At 63.9% G+C, this 23,901-nt stretch carries 25 protein-coding genes and 1 pseudogene; 14 read left to right on the forward strand and 12 right to left on the reverse strand.

Going from position 1 to position 23,901, the window contains the following annotated elements; translation table 11 throughout:
* Positions 1-44 precede the first annotated feature (44 nt).
* From CAG18_RS15565 to CAG18_RS15610, 9 genes are all read left to right on the forward strand, one after another.
* The gene (locus CAG18_RS15565; RefSeq protein ID WP_085721156.1) at positions 45-1,691 is read left to right on the forward strand and encodes an acyl-CoA synthetase; all 1,647 of its coding nucleotides are present in this window, start codon (positions 45-47) and stop codon (positions 1,689-1,691) included.
* Positions 1,692-1,703: 12 nt separating this feature from the next.
* Entirely contained in the window at positions 1,704-2,471 is a 768-nt protein-coding gene (locus CAG18_RS15570; RefSeq protein ID WP_085721157.1) for an SDR family NAD(P)-dependent oxidoreductase, read from the forward strand.
* 11 nt (positions 2,472-2,482) lie between these two features.
* Positions 2,483-3,676, forward strand: coding sequence for an acetyl-CoA C-acyltransferase (locus CAG18_RS15575; protein ID WP_085721158.1), 1,194 nt, complete (start codon positions 2,483-2,485; stop codon positions 3,674-3,676).
* Between the two features lie 8 nt (positions 3,677-3,684).
* Positions 3,685-4,812: an acyl-CoA dehydrogenase gene (locus CAG18_RS15580; RefSeq protein ID WP_015269653.1), complete on the forward strand. Its 1,128-nt coding sequence runs from the start codon at positions 3,685-3,687 to the stop codon at positions 4,810-4,812.
* Between the two features lie 13 nt (positions 4,813-4,825).
* Entirely contained in the window at positions 4,826-5,599 is a 774-nt protein-coding gene (locus CAG18_RS15585; RefSeq protein WP_013971834.1) for an enoyl-CoA hydratase, read from the forward strand.
* Positions 5,600-6,228: 629 nt separating this feature from the next.
* The gene (locus CAG18_RS15595; protein WP_003259022.1) at positions 6,229-6,633 is read left to right on the forward strand and encodes a TraR/DksA C4-type zinc finger protein; all 405 of its coding nucleotides are present in this window, start codon (positions 6,229-6,231) and stop codon (positions 6,631-6,633) included.
* Positions 6,634-6,811: 178 nt separating this feature from the next.
* The gene (locus CAG18_RS15600; RefSeq protein ID WP_015269656.1) at positions 6,812-7,003 is read left to right on the forward strand and encodes a hypothetical protein; all 192 of its coding nucleotides are present in this window, start codon (positions 6,812-6,814) and stop codon (positions 7,001-7,003) included.
* A gap of 410 nt (positions 7,004-7,413) precedes the next feature.
* Positions 7,414-7,884, forward strand: coding sequence for a hypothetical protein (locus CAG18_RS15605; RefSeq protein WP_003259020.1), 471 nt, complete (start codon positions 7,414-7,416; stop codon positions 7,882-7,884).
* Positions 7,881-8,093: a hypothetical protein gene (locus tag CAG18_RS15610; protein ID WP_003259019.1), complete on the forward strand. Its 213-nt coding sequence runs from the start codon at positions 7,881-7,883 to the stop codon at positions 8,091-8,093. Before CAG18_RS15605 ends, CAG18_RS15610 begins: the two co-directional genes overlap by 4 nt.
* A gap of 12 nt (positions 8,094-8,105) precedes the next feature.
* Here the strand turns inward: CAG18_RS15610 and CAG18_RS15615 are convergent, their stop codons facing one another.
* The 7 genes from CAG18_RS15615 to CAG18_RS15645 all read right to left on the reverse strand — a co-directional run bounded on the left by CAG18_RS15615 (position 8,106) and on the right by CAG18_RS15645 (position 15,264).
* Complete coding sequence (locus tag CAG18_RS15615; RefSeq protein WP_003259017.1) at positions 8,106-8,471, reverse strand: Na+/H+ antiporter subunit G; 366 nt, start codon at positions 8,469-8,471, stop codon at positions 8,106-8,108.
* Positions 8,468-8,746, reverse strand: coding sequence for a K+/H+ antiporter subunit F (locus CAG18_RS15620; RefSeq protein ID WP_003259015.1), 279 nt, complete (start codon positions 8,744-8,746; stop codon positions 8,468-8,470). Before CAG18_RS15620 ends, CAG18_RS15615 begins: the two co-directional genes overlap by 4 nt.
* Positions 8,743-9,231, reverse strand: coding sequence for a Na+/H+ antiporter subunit E (locus CAG18_RS15625; RefSeq protein WP_015269658.1), 489 nt, complete (start codon positions 9,229-9,231; stop codon positions 8,743-8,745). The genes CAG18_RS15620 and CAG18_RS15625 overlap by 4 nt, the downstream gene beginning before the upstream one ends.
* On the reverse strand, positions 9,228-10,907 hold the full coding sequence (locus CAG18_RS15630) for a monovalent cation/H+ antiporter subunit D (protein WP_015269659.1): 1,680 nt from the start codon (positions 10,905-10,907) through the stop codon (positions 9,228-9,230). The genes CAG18_RS15625 and CAG18_RS15630 overlap by 4 nt, the downstream gene beginning before the upstream one ends.
* Positions 10,904-11,248, reverse strand: a complete 345-nt coding sequence (locus tag CAG18_RS15635) for a Na+/H+ antiporter subunit C (RefSeq protein ID WP_013971840.1) — start codon at positions 11,246-11,248, stop codon at positions 10,904-10,906. Before CAG18_RS15635 ends, CAG18_RS15630 begins: the two co-directional genes overlap by 4 nt.
* Positions 11,248-14,163, reverse strand: coding sequence for a monovalent cation/H+ antiporter subunit A (locus CAG18_RS15640; RefSeq protein WP_015269660.1), 2,916 nt, complete (start codon positions 14,161-14,163; stop codon positions 11,248-11,250). The genes CAG18_RS15635 and CAG18_RS15640 overlap by 1 nt, the downstream gene beginning before the upstream one ends.
* A 150-nt stretch (positions 14,164-14,313) precedes the next feature.
* Complete coding sequence (locus CAG18_RS15645) at positions 14,314-15,264, reverse strand: DMT family transporter (protein ID WP_015269661.1); 951 nt, start codon at positions 15,262-15,264, stop codon at positions 14,314-14,316.
* An 83-nt stretch (positions 15,265-15,347) separates the two neighbouring features.
* On the opposite strand from CAG18_RS15645, the gene CAG18_RS15650 reads away from it, so the two are divergent.
* Positions 15,348-15,911: a helix-turn-helix domain-containing protein gene (locus tag CAG18_RS15650; RefSeq protein WP_015269662.1), complete on the forward strand. Its 564-nt coding sequence runs from the start codon at positions 15,348-15,350 to the stop codon at positions 15,909-15,911.
* 141 nt (positions 15,912-16,052) lie between these two features.
* On the opposite strand, the gene CAG18_RS15655 is transcribed toward CAG18_RS15650, so the two are convergent.
* Positions 16,053-16,601, reverse strand: a complete 549-nt coding sequence (locus CAG18_RS15655) for a cysteine hydrolase family protein (protein WP_054572861.1) — start codon at positions 16,599-16,601, stop codon at positions 16,053-16,055.
* 82 nt (positions 16,602-16,683) lie between these two features.
* Between CAG18_RS15655 and CAG18_RS15660 the strand changes: the two genes are divergently transcribed.
* Both CAG18_RS15660 and CAG18_RS15665 read left to right on the forward strand, forming a co-directional pair.
* The gene (locus tag CAG18_RS15660) at positions 16,684-17,667 is read left to right on the forward strand and encodes a GlxA family transcriptional regulator (RefSeq protein ID WP_054572860.1); all 984 of its coding nucleotides are present in this window, start codon (positions 16,684-16,686) and stop codon (positions 17,665-17,667) included.
* Between the two features lie 105 nt (positions 17,668-17,772).
* Complete coding sequence (locus CAG18_RS15665; protein WP_015269665.1) at positions 17,773-18,153, forward strand: antibiotic biosynthesis monooxygenase; 381 nt, start codon at positions 17,773-17,775, stop codon at positions 18,151-18,153.
* Here CAG18_RS15665 and CAG18_RS15670 read toward each other — a convergent pair.
* Positions 18,132-18,902 carry a S9 family peptidase gene (locus CAG18_RS15670; protein ID WP_054572859.1) on the reverse strand — a complete coding sequence of 257 codons (771 nt, stop codon included), beginning with the start codon at positions 18,900-18,902 and terminating at the stop codon, positions 18,132-18,134. The genes CAG18_RS15665 and CAG18_RS15670 overlap by 22 nt on opposite strands.
* The gene (locus tag CAG18_RS15675) at positions 18,886-20,004 is read right to left on the reverse strand and encodes a DUF3182 family protein (RefSeq protein WP_085721160.1); all 1,119 of its coding nucleotides are present in this window, start codon (positions 20,002-20,004) and stop codon (positions 18,886-18,888) included. Before CAG18_RS15675 ends, CAG18_RS15670 begins: the two co-directional genes overlap by 17 nt.
* A gap of 220 nt (positions 20,005-20,224) precedes the next feature.
* Between CAG18_RS15675 and CAG18_RS15680 the strand changes: the two genes are divergently transcribed.
* Positions 20,225-22,033: an aminopeptidase P family protein gene (locus tag CAG18_RS15680; RefSeq protein ID WP_015269667.1), complete on the forward strand. Its 1,809-nt coding sequence runs from the start codon at positions 20,225-20,227 to the stop codon at positions 22,031-22,033.
* Positions 22,034-22,074: 41 nt separating this feature from the next.
* Here CAG18_RS15680 and CAG18_RS15685 read toward each other — a convergent pair whose 3' ends face one another.
* Positions 22,075-22,356: a hypothetical protein gene (locus CAG18_RS15685; RefSeq protein WP_003259745.1), complete on the reverse strand. Its 282-nt coding sequence runs from the start codon at positions 22,354-22,356 to the stop codon at positions 22,075-22,077.
* Positions 22,357-22,524: 168 nt separating this feature from the next.
* A pseudogene (gene rhtA, locus CAG18_RS15690) lies at positions 22,525-23,434 on the reverse strand (threonine/homoserine exporter RhtA).
* Positions 23,435-23,691: 257 nt separating this feature from the next.
* On the opposite strand from rhtA, the gene CAG18_RS27165 reads away from it, so the two are divergent.
* Positions 23,692-23,901, forward strand: a 210-nt coding sequence (locus CAG18_RS27165) for a hypothetical protein (RefSeq protein ID WP_218191472.1), incomplete at its 3' end; no start/stop codon positions are given.

Raw genomic sequence — 23,901 nt, forward strand, 5'->3', positions numbered from 1 at the left:
GACCGATGGTTCAACTCCAAAAACAAGAAACCAGGAGTCCGACGATGCGCGATTACACCGAGGCCGCTCGTGCGTTCGACCATGGCCAGGCTGCTGCGGCGGCGCTACATGGCAACCTCGAAGCCCTCAATGCCTGTGTCGAATGTTGCGACCGCCATGCCGGTGAGGGCAAGACCGCACTGGTCTGGGAAGACCGCGAGGGCAACAGCGTGCGCTTGAGCTTCGACCAGTTGCAGGCACTGGCTGCCCGTTTCGCCAATGTGCTCGAAGCGCAAGGCGTGGGTGCGGGTGACCGGGTTGCCGGCCTGATGCCGCGTACCCCCGAGCTGCTGGTCACCATCCTCGCCACCTGGCGTCTCGGCGCGGTGTACCAGCCACTGTTCACCGCGTTCGGCCCCAAGGCCATCGAACATCGCCTGGAGCAGTCCCACGCCCGGGTGGTCGTTACCGACAGCCACAACCGCGCCAAGCTGGACGATGTGCACGCCTGCCCGACCATCATCACCGTCAATGCCCGCAATGGCGAGCTGGACTTCCAGCAGTGCCTGGACAAAGCCGCAGACAAATGCGAGCCGGTCATGCGCTCGGGCAACGACCCGTTCCTGCTGATGTTCACCTCCGGCACCACCGGCCCGGCCAAGCCACTGGAAGTGCCGCTGCGTGCCATCGTCGCGTTCCAGGGCTACATGCGCGACGCCATCGACCTGCGCCCCGAGGACAACTTCTGGAACCTGGCCGACCCGGGCTGGGCCTATGGCCTGTATTATGCGGTCACTGGCCCGCTGTCGCTGGGCCATGCCACCACCTTCTACGATGGCCCGTTCAGTGTTGAAAGCTGCGCACGAGTGATCGACAAGCTGGGCATCACCAACCTGGCCGGCTCGCCCACTGCGTACCGCCTGCTGATTGCCGCCGGAAATGACTTCTCGGCACCGATCAAGGGCCGCCTGCGGGTCGTCAGCAGTGCCGGCGAACCGCTCAACCCGGAAGTGATCCGCTGGTTCGCCGACGAACTGGGCGTGACCATCCACGACCACTACGGGCAGACCGAACTGGGCATGGTGCTGTGCAACCACCATGGCCTGCAGCACCCGGTACACCTCGGCTCGGCCGGCTTCGCCATCCCCGGCCACCGCATCGTGGTGCTGGACGAGCAGGGCAACGAACTGCCTGCCGGCCAGCCAGGCATCCTCGCGGTCGACCGCGAGCAGTCGCCGCTGTGCTGGTTCGCGGGCTACCACGGCTTGCCGACCAAAGCCTTCGTCGGCAAGTACTACCTCAGCGGCGACACCGTCGAGCTGAACCAGGACGGCAGCATCAGCTTCGTCGGCCGCAGCGACGATGTGATCACCACCTCCGGCTACCGGGTCGGCCCGTTCGACGTCGAGAGCGCACTGATCGAGCACCCAGCGGTAATCGAAGCGGCGGTGATTGGCAAACCGGACCCGGAACGTACCGAGCTGATCAAGGCCTTCGTGGTGTTGGCCAGCGGTTACCAGGGCAGCGCCGAGCTTGAAGAGGCTTTGCGCCAGCACGTGCGCCAGCGCCTGTACGCCCATGCCTACCCAAGGGAAATCGAATTCGTCAGCGAGCTGCCCAAGACCCCGAGCGGCAAGCTGCAACGCTTCATCCTGCGCAATCAGGAAGTCGCCAAACAACAAGCGCAACAGGCCACCCCTGCCAGCGCCTGAAAGGAACCGATCATGCAGATAGCCAACAAACACTTCATCGTCAGCGGCGCCGCCTCCGGGCTGGGTGCTGCCACCGCGCAGATGCTGGTCGAGGCCGGCGCCAAGGTCATGCTGGTCGACCTCAATGCCCAGGCCGTTGAAGCCAAGGCCCGCGAACTGGGCGAAAACGCCCGTTTCGCGGTGGCCGACATCAGCGACGAGCAGGCCGCCCAGGCGGCGGTCGATGCGGCCGTCAGCGCCTTTGGCAGCCTGCACGGGCTGGTCAACTGCGCCGGCATCGTCGGTGCCGAGAAAGTGCTGGGCAAACAGGGCCCGCATGGCCTTGCCAGCTTTGCCAAGGTCATCAACGTCAACCTGATCGGCAGCTTCAACCTGCTGCGCCTGGCCGCCGCGGCCATGGCCGAAGGGGCTGCAGATGAGGGTGGCGAGCGCGGGGTGATCATCAACACCGCCTCCATCGCCGCCTATGACGGCCAGATCGGCCAGGCGGCCTACGCTGCTTCCAAGGGCGCCATCGCCAGCCTGACCCTGCCGATCGCCCGCGAACTGGCGCGCTTCGGCATCCGTGTGATGACCATAGCACCGGGCATCTTCGAAACGCCGATGATGGCCGGCATGACCGAGGAAGTACGCGCCTCGCTGGCCGCCGGCGTGCCCTTCCCACCGCGCCTGGGGCGCCCGCAGGAATATGCCGCGCTGGCCCGCCACATCATCGAGAACAGCATGCTCAACGGCGAGGTGATCCGCCTCGACGGCGCACTGCGCATGGCTGCCAAGTAAGGAGAGCGAACATGACCCTCGCCAATGACCCGATCGTTATCGTCAGCGCCGTGCGCACGCCCATGGGCGGCCTGCAGGGCGACCTCAAGAGCCTGACCGCGCCGCAGCTGGGCAGCGCCGCCATCCGTGGTGCCGTGGAGCGTGCCGGCATCGATGCTGCCAGTGTCGAGCAGGTGCTGTTCGGCTGCGTGCTGCCGGCTGGCCAGGGCCAGGCACCGGCGCGCCAGGCCGCGCTGGGCGCCGGGCTGGACAAGCACACCACCTGCACCACCTTGAACAAGATGTGCGGTTCGGGCATGCAGGCGGCGATCATGGCCCATGACCTGCTGCTGGCCGGTACCGCCGATGTGGTGGTGGCCGGTGGCATGGAAAGCATGACCAATGCGCCGTACCTGCTGGACAAGGCCCGTGGCGGTTACCGCATGGGCCACGGCAGGATCATCGACCACATGTTCATGGACGGCCTGGAAGACGCCTACGACAAGGGCCGCCTGATGGGTACCTTTGCCGAAGACTGCGCCCAGGCCAATGCCTTCAGCCGCGAAGCCCAGGACCAGTTCGCCATCGCCTCGCTGACCCGCGCCCAGGACGCTATCAAGAGTGGTCGCTTTGCTGCCGAGATCGTGCCGGTCGAGGTTACCGAGGGCAAGGAGACGCGCGTCATCAAGGATGACGAACAACCGCCCAAGGCGCGCCTGGACAAGATCCCGCAGCTCAAGCCGGCCTTCCGCGAAGGCGGCACGGTGACCGCCGCCAACTCCAGCTCGATTTCCGACGGTGCTGCGGCGCTGGTACTGATGCGCCGCTCCGAAGCCGACAAGCGCGGCCTCAAGCCGCTGGCGGTGATCCACGGCCACGCCGCCTTTGCCGACACCCCGGCACTGTTCCCGACCGCGCCGATCGGTGCCATCGACAAACTGATGAAACGCACCGGCTGGAACCTGGCCGAGGTCGACCTGTTCGAGATCAACGAGGCTTTCGCCGTGGTCACCCTGGCGGCCATGAAGCACCTCGACCTGCCGCACGACAAGGTCAATATCCATGGCGGCGCCTGCGCCCTCGGCCACCCGATCGGCGCTTCCGGCGCGCGCATCCTGGTGACCCTGCTGTCGGCCCTGCGCCAGAACAACCTGCGCCGTGGCGTGGCGGCCATCTGCATCGGCGGTGGCGAGGCCACGGCCATGGCTGTCGAATGCCTGTACTGAGGTGAACCATGCTGGTAACTGACGAGCAACAACAGATCGCCGAGGCGGTACGCGCCTTTGCCCAGGAGCGCCTGAAGCCGTTTGCCGAGCAATGGGACAAGGAACACCGCTTCCCCAAGGAGGCCATCGACGAGATGGCCGAGCTGGGCTTGTTCGGCATGCTGGTGCCGGAGCAGTGGGGCGGCAGCGACACCGGCTACGTGGCCTATGCCATGGCCCTGGAGGAAATCGCCGCCGGTGACGGCGCCTGCTCGACCATCATGAGCGTGCACAACTCGGTGGGCTGTGTGCCGATCCTGCGTTTTGGCAGCGAGCAGCAGAAGGAGCAGTTCCTCACCCCGTTGGCCAGCGGTGCGATGCTCGGCGCCTTCGCCCTGACCGAACCGCAAGCCGGCTCCGACGCCAGCAGCCTGAAGACCCGTGCACGTCTGGATGGCGACCACTACGTGCTTAATGGCAGCAAGCAGTTCATCACCTCCGGGCAGAACGCCGGGGTGGTGATCGTGTTCGCCGTGACCGACCCGGACGCCGGCAAGCGCGGCATCAGTGCCTTCATCGTGCCCACCGATTCGCCGGGCTACCAGGTGGCGCGGGTCGAGGACAAGCTCGGCCAGCACGCCTCCGACACCTGCCAGATCGTTTTCGACAATGTGCGCGTGCCGGTGGCCAACCGCCTGGGCGCCGAAGGCGAGGGCTACAAGATCGCCCTGGCCAACCTCGAAGGCGGCCGCATCGGCATCGCCTCGCAGGCGGTGGGCATGGCCCGCGCGGCGTTCGAAGTGGCGCGTGACTACGCCAACGAGCGGCAGAGCTTCGGCAAGGCGCTGATCGAGCACCAGGCGGTGGCCTTCCGCCTGGCCGACATGGCGACGAAGATTGCCGTGGCCCGGCAGATGGTGCTGCACGCTGCCGCGCTGCGCGATGCCGGGCGCCCGGCGCTGGTGGAAGCGTCGATGGCCAAGCTGTTTGCCTCGGAAATGGCCGAAAAGGTCTGTTCGGATGCCTTGCAGACCCTGGGCGGTTATGGCTATCTGAGTGACTTCCCGCTGGAGCGGATCTACCGCGACGTTCGGGTTTGCCAGATCTACGAAGGCACCAGCGACATTCAGCGCATGGTCATTGCGCGCAATCTTTGAAGGAGCAGACTGCATGGCATTCGAAACCATCCTGTTGGATATCCACGGCAAGGTCGGCCTGATCACCCTCAACCGACCGCAGGCGCTGAACGCGCTGAACGCGCAGATCGTCGGCGAGATCAACCAGGCCCTGGACCAGCTCGAGCGCGATCCGAACATCGGCTGCGTGGTGCTGACCGGTTCCGCCAAGGCCTTTGCCGCTGGTGCCGACATCAAGGAAATGGCCGAGCTGCAATACCCGCAAATCTACGTTGACGACCTGTTCAGCGATTCCGACCGCATTGCCAACCGGCGCAAGCCGATCATTGCCGCGGTGTCCGGTTTTGCCCTGGGCGGCGGCTGCGAGTTGGCGATGATGTGTGACTTCATCCTGGCGGCGGACAATGCCAGGTTTGGCCAGCCGGAAATCAACCTTGGCGTACTGCCGGGCATGGGCGGCACCCAGCGCCTGACCCGCGCGGTGGGCAAGGCCAAGGCCATGGAACTTTGCCTGACCGGTCGCCTGATGGGGGCTGAGGAAGCGGAGCGTGCCGGGCTGGTGGCGCGTATCGTGCCGCAGGCGGAGCTGGTGGAAGAGGCGCTGAAGGTGGCCGCGACCATTGCCAGCAAGTCGATTCCGGTGAGCATGATGGTCAAGGAGAGCGTCAACCGTGCGTTCGAAGTCACCCTCAGCGAAGGTGTGCGCTTCGAGCGGCGGGTGTTCCATGCGGCGTTTGCTACCGAAGACCAGAAAGAGGGGATGGCTGCGTTCATTGCCAAGCGCGAGGCGCAGTTCAAGGATCGTTGATTCTGGTTGTGGATTTGCTCTGGGCCTCTGGGTGCATGTCTTGAGAGGTCCGGCGCCTGTGAGATCGAGCGCCGCCCGCGCGGCGCTTCGCGGGGCAAGCCCGCTCCCACATTTGTTGCAACGTGCCGAACCTGCCAAGCCATGGTTGTCAGCCTTGTTGTCTTGACGCGGTTTCCCGGCTGGCGCTACTGCCGCCTCACCTGCCTCAAACAGTGCACCAGGGCGGGCAACGCCTCTCCCACAGGCATGGCCACGTTGCAACAAATGTGGGAGCGGGCTTGCCCCGCGAAGCGCCGCGCGGGCGGCGCTCGATCTCACAGGCACTGAAAATGTCATGGCAAACACCTGATAGCCCTAACCCAATCTCCAGACATGCACCTGGCGGCCCTGGCCCAATTCCCCGGTATGCTCCACGGCCCCTACCAAGCATCTTCCTTGCACCGACCAGCGGATTCCGAGCAATGGAAGCAAATTCGCACCCAATTGCAGTTGCTCCACGCGACGTGGCGCCTTAGACTGCCGCCCCCTGTAAAAGAGTGCCGGTTGGCGCTTGAAGAATTCTGCTGCCGATGCCGAGGCGTCGGCGGCACCCGAATCGCCCAAATGCACATTTTTTCATAGAGAAATCGATGACCAAGGAACAGTTGCTGGCCATGTCGGCCGATGACTACATGAACGCTGACCAGCTGGCTTTCTTCGCTGGCCTGCTGCAGGCGATGAAAGTCGAAACCCATGAACGCATCGAGCTGAGCCGTGCCACCATCGAAGGCCTGGACACCCCGTCGGACCCTGCCGACGTGGCTTCGGTCGAAGAAGAGCGTAGCTGGCTGGTGAACGCCATCGACCGCGACCAGCGCCTGCTGCCGCAGCTGGAAATGGCCCTGGACCGTATTGCCGACGAAAGCTTCGGCTGGTGTGATGACAGCGGTGAACCAATCGGCCTGAAGCGTCTGCTGATCAGCCCGACCACCAAGTACTGCATCGAAGCCCAGGAGCGCCACGAGCAGCTCGACCGCCACCAGCGCCAGGTGTAACCCCGCGCGGTGTGCCAAGCCCCACGGAGCGATCCCTGGGGCTTTTTGCGTTTCTTGCCGGCGGCGGTTTTGTTGCCCTGCACGTAACACTGCTGTACCGGGATGCGCTGTTTCAGCGCCGTAAGCAGGCGTATCATCACTTTATCGTTAGGGTGCTAATTAAATTCCGGAGGGAATGATGAATAGCCGGGTCGATGTAGCCGTGATGATTGGTTCTGGTGTGCCAGCCTCGATGCGGGCGTTGGGTAAACGCATCTGCTGGGTGGTGCTGGTCAATGGCGAACGCCGTGGTACCGCATTTGCCACCCGTGAAGAGGCCTTGGAGTGCCAGGCGGCCTGGCAGCAGTTGAAGAAGGGCCTGGCTGCCTGAGCACCGTGAGTGCTGCCGGCAAGCGAACGGGGTGTTGTTCAGGGCGTTCGCTTGTAAGAAATGTACTTTGCCTCTCGACGAATTTCGGTGTTTTCGTGCATATTCTTTCCCCAGTAATGCGCTGATGGATTGCAGGGCCCGTTCTTACGTGCGCTCTGGCATTGCCTGTCGCATTTTTTCTGGCGGTTTTGCTGTCAGACATTGCGCTTCCCGAATCGGGAATATGCCGAAAGCCTGTATTTGAGGCCAGATCTGGCAAGCCAGGGTAAAGATTCCCGCACGCTGCATCGCCAGCGGGCGCAGACATTTCGCATATCGCTTTATTACTCTTTTCGCCTATCGATAAGAAATGGCCGTGCCTCACCGAGCTTTGGGTGAGGGCGGGTTGTAACCGGTTGAGGATTACTTCATTGGCAGTCAGCACTCTTGATACCCATGCGTTGTTCGCCTTGGGCGACTTGCGCGGTAAATTGGCCCAGCTGTTCCAGGGCCGCTTTGTCTATGTTACGGAACAGAGTCCCGAAGGCCTGTACATGGCCGAAATCGACACCGAAAGCGCATTGGTCGTCGATGACAAGCAGCGTTTGGAACTGAAGGTCGGCGACCACTTTCGCGCCGCCGTGCTGCCCAGCCGCGAAGGCGGCAAACTGGAAATGCGCTTTCGCGAAATCAAGTTGAACGTATATGGCGTGGGCGACTATGCCTTTGTGTCGGTGCCTGAAGGCGAGGGCATCGTGTTCCGTGAAGGCCACGGTGTGATGCTGGTATTCGCCGCACAGCAACAAGTGCAGGAAGGCCTGGGCAAGTTGCTCAAGGCGGTGACCGGCAAGGTTGCCAAATGGCGCAAGGGTGAGCTGACCACCTTCAAGGCCAGTGAATGACCCACAGTGACGACGCGCCTGCCACGCGTGCCGAGTTCCATCGGCAGCACCAGGCGGATGCCGTGGCCGAGGCCGAGCGTTTGCTGGCCAGGCGCGAAGAACTGCAAGGCGCCTGGTTGAACTGGGTGGCAGGGGAATTGTATCGCCTCGGCCCGCCGCCTTATGCGGCCATGGTCCGGCGCGAGTTGCAGCGCCTGGCCCAAGGGTGAGGTGGCGACCTGTCAGTTGCCTCGATCGCGGCCGCTGCTGACTTCTTCAGGGACCGGCTCTTTCGCCATGCGCTTGCGGAACAGCGCCGCCCGGGCCAGCAACAGTGTGGTCACCGGCACGGTGATCGACAGCAGGATCGGAATCAGCCAGGCGTGCAGCACCGGGGCTTCCTTGAGCCAGGAAAAGTAGATGATCGAAGCCAGTGCCACGCACCAGGCACCAATGGTCGAAGCCAGTGCCGGCGGGTGCATCCGCTGGAAGTAGTCCTTCAGCCGCAACAGGCCCACGGCACCGATCAGGGCGAACAGGCTGCCGGTCAGCAGCAGCGCGGCAGTGACCAGCTCCAGCCAGAAGGGGAGTTGCAGGGTTTCAGTCATTCGATCACCTCACCGCGCAGCAGGAACTTGGCCAGGGCAAACGAGCCAACGAAACCGAACAGCGCAATCAGCAGGGCACCTTCGAAGTAGGTGTCACTGGCATAACGGATTCCCAGCACCAGCATGGTCAGCATCGCCAGGATGTACAGGTAGTCCAGCGCCAGCACCCGGTCCTGGGCGGACGGGCCGCGGAACAGCCGGATAAGTGCCAGGGCCATGGCCAGGGCGAAGATGAACAGGCTGGCGAGGACAGCATTGGCGAGCAGGCCTGTCATTGGAAAATCTCCATCAGCGGGCGTTCGTAGGTGTCCTTGAAGTGCTGGATGAAGGCCGCCTCATCGTCCAGGTCGAACACATGCAGCAGCAACACGCTGCGGTCCAGGGCCAGCTCGGACCAGACCGTGCCGGGCACCACCGTGGTAATCATCGACAACGCCGCCAGGCCATGTGGGTCGTGCAGGGCCAGCGGGATGTGCACGAAGGCCGAGCGCGGCGGCTGCTTGCTGGCGCGCAGCACGCCACGGGCAACCAGGAGATTGGACATGATCACATCGATGCCGACACGGCCAATCAGCCGGGCGATGGCCAGCGGCCGTCGCACATGGGCATGCTGTGGGCGCAGCGGTGCCATCAGCAGTGGCGCCAGCACGCCGAGCGCGGCTGCCAGCAGCAGGTTGCCGGGGCTGACCGAGAGGTTCAGCAACAGCCACAGTGCGAACAGCGAAACCGATAACAGCGGTGCCGGGAACAGTCGATTCATGGCTGCACCTGTACGTCGAGCGAGGTGGGGCCAGGAATCGGCCGGGCGGCCATCACGGCTTCGATATAGGTGTCGGGGGCCTGCAGGCTGGCGGCGGTGTCCTGGGTGTAGCGCAGCAGCGGCTCGGCCCTGAAGCTGAGGATGAAGCACAGGCCGAGCAGGATGACGATGGGCAGACATTCATAGCGGCGCAGCACCGGCGACGGGCGCTCTTCAGGCTTCCAGAAGCGCTGGATGCCGACGCGGCCGAAGGCGATCAGCGAGGCCATGCCAGACAGGACCAGCAACGCCACCAGGCCCCAACCCGCCATGCCCAGCGGCTGCTCGGCAGGCACGCCCAGCCCTTGCGGGTTGAACAGCGCGCTGATCAGGTTGAGCTTGCCGACAAAGCCCGACAGCGGCGGCATGCCGATGATCAACAGGGCGCAGGCGATGAAGCTGAGGCCGAGGAAGGCCATGGTCCACGGGATGATCTGGCCGATCACCACCTTCTGTTCATCGTCGAGGTTGATACCCTTGGGCGGGTGCAGTGATTCCAGCGGTGGCGGCATGGCGTCTTCTTCGTCGTCCAGCGGTGCTTCGTTGGCCGAGCGCGAACGTTCGACCAGTTCGGCGAGCAGGAATAGCGCGCACAGCGCCAGGGTCGAATTGACCAGATAGAACAACGCCGCGCCGGTCAGCGCCGATTGCGCAAAACCGACGGCGCCGAGCAGGGTGCCGGCTGAAACCAGGATGCTGAGGGCGGCCATGCGCTCCAGGCGCTGCGCGGCCATGATCGACACTGCCGCCACCGCCAGGGTGACCAGGCCACCGTACACCAGCCATTCACCACCGAAGTGCGCCGAGGCCCCGGCCTGCCCTGAGAACAGCAGAGTCCACAGGCGCAGCACGGCATACAGGCCGACCTTGGTCATGATGGCGAACAGCGCCGCCACCGGCGCGCTGGCCGAGGCATAGGCCGGTACCAGCCAGAAGTTCAGCGGCCAGATGCCGGCCTTGACCAGGAAGGCCATGGCCAGGATCGCCGCGCCAGCGTGCAGCAGGCCACGGTCGGCCTCCGGCACCAACGGAATCTTCAGCGCCAGGTCGGCCATGTTCAGGGTGCCGGTCACGCCATACAGCATCGCTGCGCCGATCAGGAACAGCGACGAGGCGAACAGGTTGATGGCAATGTAGTGCAGGCCGGCACGCACTCGGGCGCGGCCCGAGCCATGCAGCAGCAGGCCATAGGAAGCGGCCAGCAGCACCTCGAAGAACACGAACAGGTTGAACAGGTCGGCGGTGAGGAAGGCGCCGTACAGGCCCATCAGCTGGATCTGGAACAGTGCGTGGAAGCTGGCCCCGGCACCGTCCCAGCGAGCGCGGGCAAACAGCAGGGCACTGAAACCGATGATGCCGGTGAGGGTCAGCAGCAGGGCCGACAGGTGGTCTACCACCAGCACGATGCCGAACGGTGCCGGCCAGTTGCCCGGCAGGTAGACACCGATCGATTCCGCCTGGCCCTGGGTGCGCACCCACAGCAGCAGGCTGACCGCGATGGCCAGGCCGGCAAAGGTCGACAGCAGGTTCAGCCAGGCCTTTGTCTGCCGGTGTTTCTCGCCCAGCAGCAACATCAATGCCGCGGTAACCAGGGGCAGCAGGATGGGCGCGATGATCAATTGGCTCATGCCACTCATTCGTCACGCTCCCGGCCATCCACATGGTCGGTACCGGTCAGGCCGCGCGAGGCCAGCAACACCACCAGGAACAGCGCGGTCATGGCGAAGCTGATGACGATGGCGGTGAGCACCAGGGCCTGCGGCAGCGGGTCGGTGTAGTGCAGCAGGTCCTGGGGCACGCCGTCCTTGATGATCGGTTCCTTGCCGATGAACAGGCTGCCCATGCTGAAGATGAACAGGTTGACCCCGTACGACAGCAGGCAGAGGCCCATGATCACCTGGTAGGTTCGCGGGCGCAGGATAAGCCACACTCCCGAAGCGGCCAGCACGCCGATGGCAACTGCAATCACTTCTTCCATCAGGCGGCTCCTGCTTGGCTGGTTTTCGCCGGGTTACCCGGGCGGTAGGCGCGCACCGATTGGTGCGCCAGGGCGGTGAGGATCAGCAGGGTCGAGCCGACCACCACAGTGAACACCCCGACATCGAAGAACAGCGCGCTGGCCACGTGCACATCGCCGAGCAACGGCAGGTGCAGGTGGGCGGTATGGGTGGTGAGGAACGGGTAGCCCAGCAGCATGGCGCCCGCGCCGGTCAGGGTTGCGCACAGCAGCCCGGTGCCCATCCAGCGCAGCGGGCGCAGGCTCATCTGCGCCTCGACCCACTGGGTGCCGGCCACCATGTACTGCAGGATGAACGCCACCGACATCACCAGGCCGGCAACAAAGCCGCCACCCGGCTGGTTGTGGCCACGCATGAACAGGTACATCGACACCAGCAGGGCGATCGGCAGCAGCAAGCGCACCAGCACCGCGGGCACCATCATGAAGCCCAGGGCGGTGTCGGTGGCATGCCGCGGGTTGATCAGGTCGGTGACCACGTCGGGTGCCAGCTGACGCTGTTGCGCCGGCAGTTGCATGCTTTCCTTGGGCGGGCGGAAGCGCCGCAGCAGGGCGAACACGGTCAGCGCCACGGCCACAAGCACGGTGATTTCACCGAGGGTATCGAAGCCACGGAAGTCGACCAGCATGACATTGACGACGTTGGTGCCACCGCCTTGGGGTAGTGCCCGGCTCAGGTAGAACGAGGAAATGTCGTTCGGCGTCGGCCGGGTGAGCATGGCGTAGGACAGCACGGCCATGCCGCCACCTACCAGCACCGCCAGCAGCAGGTCGCGCAGGCGACGCATGCGCGCACGCTCGAGGCTGCCCGGCAGCGGCGATACGCCTTCGATTCGCCGCGGCAGCCAGCGCAGGCCGAGCAGGATCAGCACGGTGGTGACCACTTCCACTACCAGCTGTGTCAGGGCCAGATCGGGCGCGGAGAACCAGACGAAGGTGATGCAGGTCATCAGGCCGCAGACGCTGACCATGATCAACGCCGCCAAACGGTGATACTTGGCCTGGTAGGCAGCGCCGATGGCGCAGGCGATGGCGATCAGCCACAGCGCGACAAACACGCCCGAGCCCGGAATCTTCGGCCGGTCGCCCCAGCTGAGACCACTGTAGAGCATGGGGGTGAGGCCGGCGAGGAAGGCGGCGAGCACCAGCATGAACAGCTGCGATTGCAGGCGGCGGCTGGTGAGCAGGCGCTCGATGCGCCGCGCCAGCAGCATTAGCTGCACCTGGCCGTGTTCGAACAGGCGCTTGCCATTGAAGCGTTCGATCACCGGTGGGTAGGGGAAGCGGCCAAGGCGCAGCTGCTTGCGCAGCAGCAGGTAAAGCACGATACCGCCGCTCATGGCCACCAGGCTCATGATCAGCGGCGCGTTCCAGCCATGCCAGATGGCCAGGCTGTATTCCGGTAGGGTGCCGCCCACCACAGGCAGGGCGGCGGCGGCCAGCAGCGGGCCGACCGACTGGGCAGGGAAGATGCCCACCACCAGGCAGGTAAGCACCAGCAATTCGACCGGCGCACGCATCCAGCGTGGCGGTTCGTGTGGTGTGTGCGGGAGGTCCTGTGCAGTGGGGCCGAAGAACACATCGACGGTGAAGCGCAGGGCATAAGCCACGCTGAAGGTGCCGGCCAGGGTGGCGACCACCGGCAACGTGGCCTCGACCCAGGCAGTGGAGCTGATGAACACCGTTTCGGCGAAGAACATTTCCTTGGACAGGAAACCGTTCATCAACGGCACGCCGGCCATCGAGGCGCTGGCGACCATGGCCAGGGTGGCGGTGTATGGCACCAGGCGTATCAGCCCGCTGAGGCGGCGGATGTCACGGGTACCGCTTTCGTGGTCGATGATGCCGGCGGCCATGAACAACGAGGCCTTGAAGGTGGCGTGGTTGAGAATGTGGAACACCGCCGCGACCGCGGCCAGCGGGCTGTTCAGGCCCAGCAGCAGGGTAATCAGGCCCAGGTGGCTGATGGTCGAGTACGCCAGCAGGCCCTTGAGGTCGTTCTGGAACATGGCGGCGAAGGCGCCGAGCAGCAGGGTGAGGGCGCCAGCACCGCCTACGATCCAGAACCACTCTTCGCTGCCCGACAGCACCGGCCACAGGCGCGCCAGCAGGAACACCCCGGCCTTGACCATGGTCGCCGAGTGCAGATAAGCCGATACCGGGGTGGGCGCTGCCATGGCATGGGGCAGCCAGAACTGGAAGGGGAACTGTGCGCTCTTGCTCAGGGCGCCGATGAGGATCAGCGGCAGCAGCACCGGGTACAGAGCATGCTGGCGGATGGTGTTGCCGGCAGCCAGGACCTTGTCCAGGTCGTAGCTGCCGACCACATGGCCGAGCAGCAGGGCACCCACCAGCAGGCACAAGCCGCCCGCGCCCGTGACCATCAGCGCCATGTAGGCGCCACGGCGGGCGTCGGCACGGTGGTGCCAGTAGCCAATCAGCAGGAACGAGAACAGGCTGGTGAGTTCCCAGAAGAACACCAGCTGGATCAGGTTGCCGGAGATCACCAGGCCGAGCATGGCGCCCATGAAGGCGAGGAAGAAGGCGAAGAAACGCGGCACCGGGTCTTGTGGCGACATGTAGTAGCGGGCATACAGCGAAACCAGCGTACCGATGCCCAGCACCAGCAGCGAGAACAGCCAGGCGAAGCCGTCCATGCGCAGCACCAGGTTCAACCCCAGGCTGGGCAGCCAGAGGAACTCTTCGCGAATCACGCCACCGTGGGCAACCTGAGGGTACAGCAGTGCTACCTGGACAGTGCCGACCAGGGCCACGAGCCCGGCGAGAATGGACTCCGCGTTACGTGCGTTGTGCGGCAGCACTGCTGCCAGGCAACTGCCCACGAACGGCAGAAGCAATAGCACTATCAATGACATAGCGTTCTATTCTGGAGAAGTTTGCAAAGAATCATACGTGCCGAGGGGTTGATCACCAACACGCAAGCTGTCGCAGAATCCTACAAACAGGCTGTGACAAGCTGTTTTTTTATAACAGATTCTTACAAAGCATAGCCGCAGTTGGCGGCTTTACAGGCCAGCCTGGCGTTCACCTTCATCCGTCACTTCCCGCGATTCGGCCACCTCGCGCGGGCGGCGCACCTTGAGTTCGCTGACCACCACCGCGATCACGATCAGCAGGCCGCCGAGCAGTGCCACGCCCGGCAGGCGCTCACCGGCGATGCGCCCGACGATCCCGGCCCATACTGGTTCGCCGGCATAGATGAGGGTGGCGCGGGTGGGCGAGACCGACTTCTGCGCCCAGTTCATGGCTACCTGGATCACCGCGCTCATGGCGCCCAGGCCCACGGCACTGGTCAGCAGCAGCCAGGAAAAATCGGGTATGCGCTCCTGGGTCGGCACGATCATCAGGAACGCCAGCAGCGAGGCGGTCGCCAGCTGCACCACGGTGACCCGGCGCACATCGACCTGCCCGGCGTAGCGGCTGATCAGGATGATTTCGCCGGCAATGGCCACGGCGCTGACCAGGGTTACCAGCTCGCCTTCGCTGAAGTGCAGGCTGCCACCCTCCGGACCGGCCAGCAGCATCAGGCCGATGAACGCCAGGCCGATACCGATGCTGGGCATCAGGCCGGGGCGCCGGCCCAGCACCAGCCATTGCAGCAGCGGCACGAACGGCACGTACAGCGCGGTGATGAACGCCGACTGGCTGCTGCTGATGGTTTGCAGGCCCATGGTCTGCAGGCCGTAGCCGAGCATGATCGACACCCCGATCAGCATGCCGGCCTTCAGTTCGGTGAAGGTCAGCCCTGGCAGCGCCCGCGCCGAGACCACCCCGACGAACAGCGCGGCTGCGGCGAAGCGCAGGCCGACGAAGAACATTGGGCCGCTGACGCTCATCACGTTGTGCACCAGCAGGAAGGTGCCGCCCCACAGCATGGTGATGAACACCAGCACCAATTCGGCCTTGCTCAGGCGAAAGGCAATGGCAGGGGTCGGTTTGCTGCTGGGCTGGCTCATGGTCTTGCGCACTCGGAGGGGGCGGCGCACAATCGCCGCAAAGTGGGCAGTATACTGCGCAATACCGACCAGTGAGCAATATAGTGCACAAAGATTCCTCGCACCGGGCATCGGTGCTGCAACATGTCAGCCTCAATGTACGCAGCCTGCGCAACGCCGCGGGTATGAGCCAGACGGCGTTGGCGGAGCGTTCCGGGGTCAGCCGGCGCATGCTGGTGGCGATCGAGGCGGGCGAGAAGAATGTCAGCCTGACTACTCTCGACCTGATTGCCGAGGCCTTGGGCGTGGCTTTCAGTACTCTGATCCAGGCACCTGACCAGCGCGACCCCGGGCGCATCGAAGAGTTGGCCTGGGCCGGGGAGCACCCGCAGAGTCGGGCGGTGCTGCTGGGCAGCAGCGTGGCGCGGCGCGAGGTGGAACTGTGGGAATGGACCCTGGCACCGGGCGAGTGCTATTCCAGCGAGGCTGATGCCGAAGGCTGGAGCGAGCAGATTTATGTGGCGCAAGGGCAACTGACGCTGATTATCGAAGGGGTCGAGCATCGCCTGCAGGTCGGGCAGTTCCATGTGTTTCCCAGTAACTGCCGGTATGCCTATCGCAACGATGGGGCGGTGGCGGTGCGGTTTGTGCGCAATGTGGTGATTTGATCGAGAGGTGTTGCTGCCTCCAGGGCCTCATCGCCGGCAAGCCAGCTCCCACAGGTTCGCCACTGGCTATGAGCCTGAAGGTGGACCTGTGGGAGCTGGCTTGCCGGCGATGAGGCCCGTATGGGCAACCAAGGTTCGCGGTCAGTCTCCTATCAACTCATCGGTCCTGACCACCTTGGCATAGGCAAACGCCAACGCCGCCATCACCGAATCATGCACCTGCGCCGCCGGCACCCGCTTGCCATCGAACTCCAGTGGCAGCGTGGCACAGGCGTCGTGCGCCACGGTCACGTCGTAACCCAGGTCGGCCGCGGCCCGGGTGGCGGCGTCGATGCACATGTGGCTCATGCTGCCGACGATGGTCAGGGCCTCGATGCCATGCCGGTCCAGCGTGTGCTCAAGGTCGGTACCGAGGAAGGCGTTGACCTTGTGCTTGAGCACCACCGGCTCACCGGCTTGAGGCTCGACCTTGGCATGGATCGCCGCACCCTGCGAGCCTGGCGCGAAGAACGGCGCATCGGCGCTTTCGAACTCATGCCGCACATGCACCACCAAGTCGCCCCGTTGACGCGCTGCCGCCAACAGGCGGGCAGCATTGTCGGCCGCCTGGTCGGCACCATCGAGGGTCCATTTGCCGCCCGGGAAGTAGTCGTTCTGGATGTCGATGATGATCAGCGCCTGCTTGCTCATGCTGCCTCCTGTGGCAGTAGTCGTTGGATGACGTTAGTTATAGGCTGTGTGCACTGACCTGAGGATTGGCGCGAACGACACTATGCAGGCAAAAACTGACAACCCCGCCAGCCTGGACATCGGCCTGCTGCTGTACCCCGGCGCGCAGCGTGCTGCCGTGCATGGGCTGGCCGACCTTTTCCTGGTAGCCAACCGGGTGGTTGCCGAACTGGGTGCTGTCGAGTTGCCGTCGGCGCGTATCAGCTTTTGGCAGGCAGACGAGGCAGGGCGGTTGCAGCTTGCCCCTGAGAGCCCGCCTGCCGCCGCGGCCGATCTGCGGGTGCTGATCATTCCGCCAAGCCTGGAGTCGGCACCACAGGGTGAGCTGCTTGAGCGCCATCGCGCGTCGTTGTGCCAGTTGCACGGGCACGGCACGGTGCTGGCATCGGTGTGCATCGGGGTGTTCTTCATCGCCGCCAGTGGTCTGCTCGACGGGCGCCCGGCCTGTACCCACTGGAACTACGTGCATTCGCTTGCCCAGCGTTTTCCCAAGGTGCGGGTCGAGGCCCAGCAGCCGTTGCTGGACGATGGCGACATCGTCACCTCGGCCGGGCTGATGGCCTGGACCGACCTGGGCTTGCGCTTGCTGGAGCGCTTCATGGGCGCGACGGTGGCGCGGGAAACTGCCCGCTACCTGGCGGTCGACCCGGTCGCGGCGCCACTGCCCGGTGCAGTGTTCAACCCACGCCTGGACCATGGTGATGAAGCAGTGCTGAAAGTGCAGCACTGGTTGCAGGGCAACGGTGGGCAGGATGCCGACCTGGCCAGCATGGCCGCATGCGCGGGGCTGGAGGAACGCACTTTCCTGCGGCGTTTTCGTGCTGCCACGGGGCTACGGCCGACCGAGTACTGCCAGCAGGTGAGGGTGGGGCGTGCGTGCCGCTTGCTGGAGTTCACCCGGCGCAATGTCGAGCAGATCGCCTGGGGCGTCGGTTACCAGGACCCGGGTGCGTTTCGCAAGGTGTTTCAGCGCATCACCGGCCTGACCCCGAGTGATTATCGGCGGCGCTTCGCGGTATCGGGTTAGGGCGCGGGGGCGTTCCCGGTGCGGAAACCGCTTGACCTTGACATAACTTGAGGTTTTACCCTGCTCTGCATCGCGCTGTAGGCGTCCGTCACCAGGAGACCGTTCATGACGGCAACATCCCATGCCCTGTGGTTTACCCAGATGATCGAATTTGAAGTGCCTGGCAAGTTCCAGCAGGCGTTGGCCCAAGCGCTGGTGGCGCGCAGCGAAGAGCTGGCCGCGCGTTGCGAAGGACTGCAGGGCGTCAGTATTCAGGCCAGCGACGATGGCAGCCGGGTGCTGCAGTACCTGCAGTGGCAATCCCGCCAGGCGTGGGCAGCGGCGGCCGTATATTTCGTCGGGGAACCTTTCCTCGACCTGCTTGGCCAGTACCAGGCGCGTGGCGTCAACTTTGCTGCCTACCAGACGCTGCGCAGCCTGGTGCGCGGTGCCGATGGCGGCCTGCATTGCCAGGTGGGTGAGCCTCAGGCATACCAGGGCGCGTAGTGCGGGTAGCGATCCAGGCGGGCGCCAATGACCATTTCGCTGACCCATGCCGCCAGGATCGAACTGTAGGCTTTCTGGCTCTCTTCGCTGGACAGCGCGTGGTCGGCACCGTCGACGATGCGGTGGGTGAGCGAATGGGCGCTGACGAATGCCGAGCGGTAGCTCATCAAGGTGCTGTGCGGTACGTAGTCGTCCTGCTCGGACTCGACCAGCAGTACATCGCCACCGAACTCGGCACAGGCTGCCAGTGCGCGGTTGTCTGCCGGGCCGAGCAGGCGTTGGCGATAGGCGTTCAGCCGTTGCCGGTCGAGGGTTTGCTTGGGGAGGTTCCATTCGTCGTCCCAGTACATCGCGGGTACCCTGAGGGCCAGCCATTTGACCGGCCGCTCACGGGTCAGCAAGGTGGCCAGGTAGCCGCCATAGCTGCTACCGATGATGGCGATGGCACTGGTGTCGACGGCTGGGTGGCTTGCCAGCCGGTCGTAGGCCACCAGCAGGTCGGTCAGGTTCTGTTCGCGGGTTACCGTCAGCCGTTGGCTTTCGGTTTTTTCGTGGCCGCGCAGGTCGAATGTCATGCATACGCAGCCCAGCCCGGTGATATGCCGGGCGCGGGCCAGGTCGCGTTGCTGGCTGCCACCCCAGCCGTGGACGAAGAGAATGCCCGGCATCTTGCTGCCGGGGCTGACCAAGGTGCCGACGATGCTGTCATCCTCGACCTGGAGTTCAACGGTTTCACTTTGAATGGTCATGTTCGCGAATCCGCGCAAATTTGCTGAGTTGTCCGAGTTCACTGTCGTTTCCTTGGTAAAAGAGGGTGGCGTCAGTGGGTAGTTCGGGGGCGCCGAACACTTCATGGGTGGAGGCACGTACCCGTTGCAATGCCGGGTCGTCGGCGAACGCCTGCAAGGCCAGCAGTTCGGCACTGCTGGCACCGCCCAGGCGCCAGGATTGCTCGAGTACGCCGCTGCGCAGGTGGCCCTGTGGGTTCACGCCGCGGGCAATGTCGTAGTTGCGCCGCGAGGCGATGAAGCCGGGGAAGTGCTGCTCGGCGGCCTGTTCGTAGGTCATCGCCTGGTTGATGGCCAGGCGCAGCGGCTCATCCAGCGGCAGTTGCAGCAGTGCCTGGTAGTCACCGCGTACCACTACCAGGTCGGAGCCGCCATACACTTCCGTGCCCTGATGGTCGCGGGTAAGTTGCTGGGTGCCGTGATAGCTGCAGGTCAGGCCGGCGACACGTACCTGGCCAACGCTGAAGGTTTGCACTTCGCTCAGGTCTTCCTCGAGCACCAACCCCCATAGCGCAAGGTCCTGGTCATCCATGCCGGCCAGCAGCGGTTCCAGCTCATCCGCCGTGGTTATGACCTGTTGCCCACGGCCTGCGCAGGCCAGTACCGGCTTGATTCGCAACGAGCCGTCCGTCAGTAACAGCTGTGCGGCGGTCCGTGCATCGGCCTTGCTGAATACGGTGTAGCCGCGCAGCAGGGCGTCGCAGGCTTGCCGTGCGAAGGCATCGGTCCAGCCCGGCGGGAAACTGGCCCCGGCCGGCAGCGGGTGGGAAATCGCCTTGGTCGCCATGTAGGGGTGTGCGACCAGGCCACCGAAAAGGTCCTGTTCGCTGCAGATGCCGAGGGCGGCATGGCGTTCGGGATCGACCAGGGTTTCGGTGGGCAGGTAGTAGTAGCCGTCGGTGGCGCTTGGTGGCTGGCTGGGTTGCACGTGCGGGCAGCCCAGAAGGCGGGCCAGGCCATCGGCAAGCTTCAGGTGCACGGCATGCTCGTGGTCGGGGGTGTGCGCGCGGGTGTCGAGCAGCACCACGCCGCTTTTAGGGGCGCAGGCGTTGGGCATGGTCATTTGCCTGTGTGCAATGAATGTACTGAGTGTGAAGCCGGTGCTTTGTGGAAGTTCAGCGGAACTTGATCGGTGGTTCTGGCCCGTCTGTAGGAAATGTCCGGTATGCGCAGGGCGTCACGGGCAATGCATGCCGCGTGTCGGTCGCCAAGATTGCAGGGCTTCGGCGGCTGTTCCATTATCGGCACACTGGATAAACCGTGATGTAGCCGCAGGAGAGCGCATGAACGTTCAGACCACCCTTGGGCAAAGCGTGCCGCAGCGTTTGGCGCTGGTTCGCCAGGCCATGGCCGCAGAGGGCATCGATGCCTTGCTGGTACCTTCGGCCGACCCCCATCTTTCCGAATATCTGCCTGGTTACTGGCAAGGGCGCCAGTGGCTTTCGGGTTTCCATGGCTCGGTCGGCACGCTGGTCGTCACAGCTGGCTTTGCCGGGTTGTGGGTCGATAGCCGCTACTGGGAACAGGCGGAACACGAGCTGGCAGGCAGTGGCATCGAGCTTATGAAGCTGCTGCCGGGCAAGCCTGGTGCGCTGGAATGGCTGGGCGATCACGTCGAGCCCAACGGCAGCGTGGCGGTAGATGGTGCGGTCATGGCGCTGGCTTCGGCGCGCCAACTGAGCGATCGGCTGAAGGCGCGCGGGGCGCGATTGGTGACTGACAAGGACCTGCTGGGCCAGGTCTGGGAAGGGCGTCCGGCGCTGCCAGGCAACCCGGTCTACCAGCATTTGCCGCCGCACGCCACGGTGAACCGTGCGGAAAAACTGGCGCAGTTGCGCCAGAGCGTGCAGGCCAAGGGGGCCGATTGGCATTTCATCGCCACCCTGGATGACATCGCCTGGCTGTTCAACCTGCGCGGTAGCGATGTTTCCTACAATCCGGTGTTCGTGGCCTTTGCTCTGATCAGCCAGCAGCAGGCCATCCTGTTCGTCGGCCAGGACAAGCTCGACGAACATCTACGCAAGGTGCTTGCGGCCGACGGTATCGAAGTGCGTGACTACGCCGAAGCAGGCAAGGCCCTTGCCGCCATGCCGGCCGGCAGCCGATTGCTGGTCGACCCGGCCCGGGTGACCTGCGGCCTGCTGGATAACCTGCCGACCGAGGTGGAGCTGGTCGAGGGGCTCAACCCCAGCACCTTGAGCAAGTCGTGCAAGGGTGATGAGGACCTGGTGCACATCCGGCAGGTGATGGAGCAGGACGGCGCGGCCCTGTGCGAATTCTTCGCCTGGCTCGAGGCCAACCTTGGTCGTGAGCTGGTTACCGAGCTGACGATCGACGAGCAGTTGAGTGCCGCCCGTGCCCGCCGCCCAGGTTTCGTGTCGTTGAGCTTCTCGACCATTGCCGCCTTCAACGGCAATGGCGCGATGCCACATTACCGCGCCACGGAACAGTCGCACGCGGTCATCGAGGGCGATGGTCTGCTGCTGATCGATTCGGGCGGGCAGTACCTGGGGGGCACCACCGACATCACGCGCATGGTGCCGGTGGGCAACCCGAGCCTTGCACAGAAGCAGGATTGCACACGCGTGCTCAAAGGCATGATCGCCCTGTCGCGTGCCACCTTCCCGCGGGGCGTGCTATCGCCGTTGCTCGACGCCATTGCCCGGGCACCGATCTGGGCTGACCAGGTGGATTACGGCCACGGCACCGGGCATGGTGTGGGCTACTTCATGAACGTGCACGAGGGGCCGCAGGTAATTGCCTACCAGGCGGCACCCACGCCGCAGACCGCGATGCAGGTGGGCATGATCAGCTCGATCGAGCCGGGTACGTACCGCCCAGGGCAGTGGGGAGTGCGCATCGAGAACCTGGTGGTCAATCGCGAGGTCGGCAAGAGCGCCTTCGGCGACTTCCTGAACTTCGAGACCCTGACGCTATGCCCGATCGATACCCGCTGCCTGGTGCCCGAGTTGTTGTCCAGGGAAGAACTGGACTGGTTGAATGGCTATCACGCCAGAGTACGCGAGCGTCTGGCGCCGTTGCTCAAGGATGACGCGCTGGCCTGGCTGGAGGCGCGCACCGCGCCCTTGTAAGGTGGCAAATGAAAAGGGCAGCTTGCGAGCTGCCCTTTTTTCTACTTGCAGATGACGATCATGCTGCGGCTGGTGTAACCCGCCGGGTTGATGCCGAACAAGTAGTCACCGGGTTCTTCATCGCTATCGCCCGAGCGTGCAATGACCCGGTATCCGCGCGTGCTGCAGGAGCTTGCGGCCTTGCTGTAGCAGTTGTCCCACGAGGAAGACAGGCCGGAGCAATTGATATGCAGGCCTTTCTTGCCCTTTTTGACCTCGGTCTTGGCCGTGGCGGCACATCCAGCAATAGCCAAGATGGCCAGGATGAGCAAAATACGTTTCATTCCTGTCCTTAAATGCAGGGCGGATCAGCTGCCTGGCCCTGTCGTTATCGCTTTGGTTCTTCCTGAAATTTCCCCAGCGTCCGTGTTCGGTCCAGTAGATAGCGTAAAGATGATGATTCTGTGACAGCTTAATCAGCGAGACGGGTCGCTACAATCACTAATCCTGTCTCAAATGAAAATATTTCTCATGTCAGTCAGTGGCAACGACCGGGCTGGGTTCCTTGCGCATGGACAGGGTGGTGCCGACAGACGCGGTGATGATCGCCAGAATAGCCAGCCACTGGGTAATCGTCAGTACCTCGCCCAGGAACAGCAGGCCGGACAATGCGCCGAATGCTGGCTCGATACTCATGAGGGTGCCGAAGGTGCGTGCCGGGATACGCGTGAGGGCAACCATTTCCAGGCTGTAGGGCAGGGCGGTGGACAACACCGCGACGCCTAGCGCCATGGGGATCAGGGCAGGTGTGAGCAATGCGCTGCCGGCGTGGGCGATACCGATGGGGGCAACGAACAGCGCGGCCACCACTACGCCCAGTGCGGCACTCTGGATACCATGCTCGGCCCCGGCACGTTGCCCGAACAGGATGTACAGCGCCCAGCATACGCCCGCGCCCAGGGCATAGGCAGCGCCGACCGGGTCGAGGGCCTGCCCGCCATGGCCGGCAGGCAGCAACAGCAGCAGGCCGACGATGGCCAGGGCAATCCACAGGAAGTCGATCGGCCGGCGCGAGGAGAAGATTGCCACGGCCAGCGGGCCGGTGAATTCCAGTGCCACGGCAATGCCGATCGGTACCGTTTGCAGGGCCATATAGAAGAGGAAGTTCATGCCGCCCAGCGCCATGCCGTAGATGATGACGTTGCGCAGGGTATTGCGGGTCATGCGCACACGCCAAGGGCGCAGGATAAGCAGCATGATGATGCTGGCGAAAATCAGGCGCAGGGTGGTGGTGCCTTGCGCGCCGATGATGGGGAACATGCTTTTGGCCAGGGAGGCGCCGGACTGTATCGATGCCATGGCGATGAGCAGCAGGCCGATCGGGAAGAGGGTAGCGGCCAGGCTGCGGGGCTGGGTGTTCATTTCTGCGCGACGATCCTTGAGCGGGATTGGGGTGAGCAATATAGTGCGCAAATACGGTGGGTGGGGGCAAGGTGCCCGGCGTTGTTATTTCGGTGCTCGAACTCACCGGTGCTGCAAGGCTCGCGGCGAGCACCATGCGGCCCTGACGCGGTCTTTTTCAAAAAAACCTAAATTATTGAAATTAAAGGTTGACCTCCTGAAACACCGCCCTATAATGCGCACCACTCCAACGCGGTAGCGAAGCAAAGCCAGCCACCATGTTGAGTCAAGTGTTTGAAGCTAAACGAGTTTCTCGCAAAAAACTTCAAAATAAACGCTTGACAGCAAATGAGGAAAGCGTAGAATGCGCGCCTCGGTTGAGACGAAAGGCTCTTAACCAAACGCTCTTTAACAAATCGAATCAAGCAATTCGTGTGGGTGCTTGTGAGTACGGACTGATAGTCACAAAGATTATCAGCATCACAAGT

Source organism: Pseudomonas sp. B22(2017) (assembly GCF_002113105.1).
Taxonomy (GTDB): domain Bacteria; phylum Pseudomonadota; class Gammaproteobacteria; order Pseudomonadales; family Pseudomonadaceae; genus Aquipseudomonas; species Aquipseudomonas asiatica.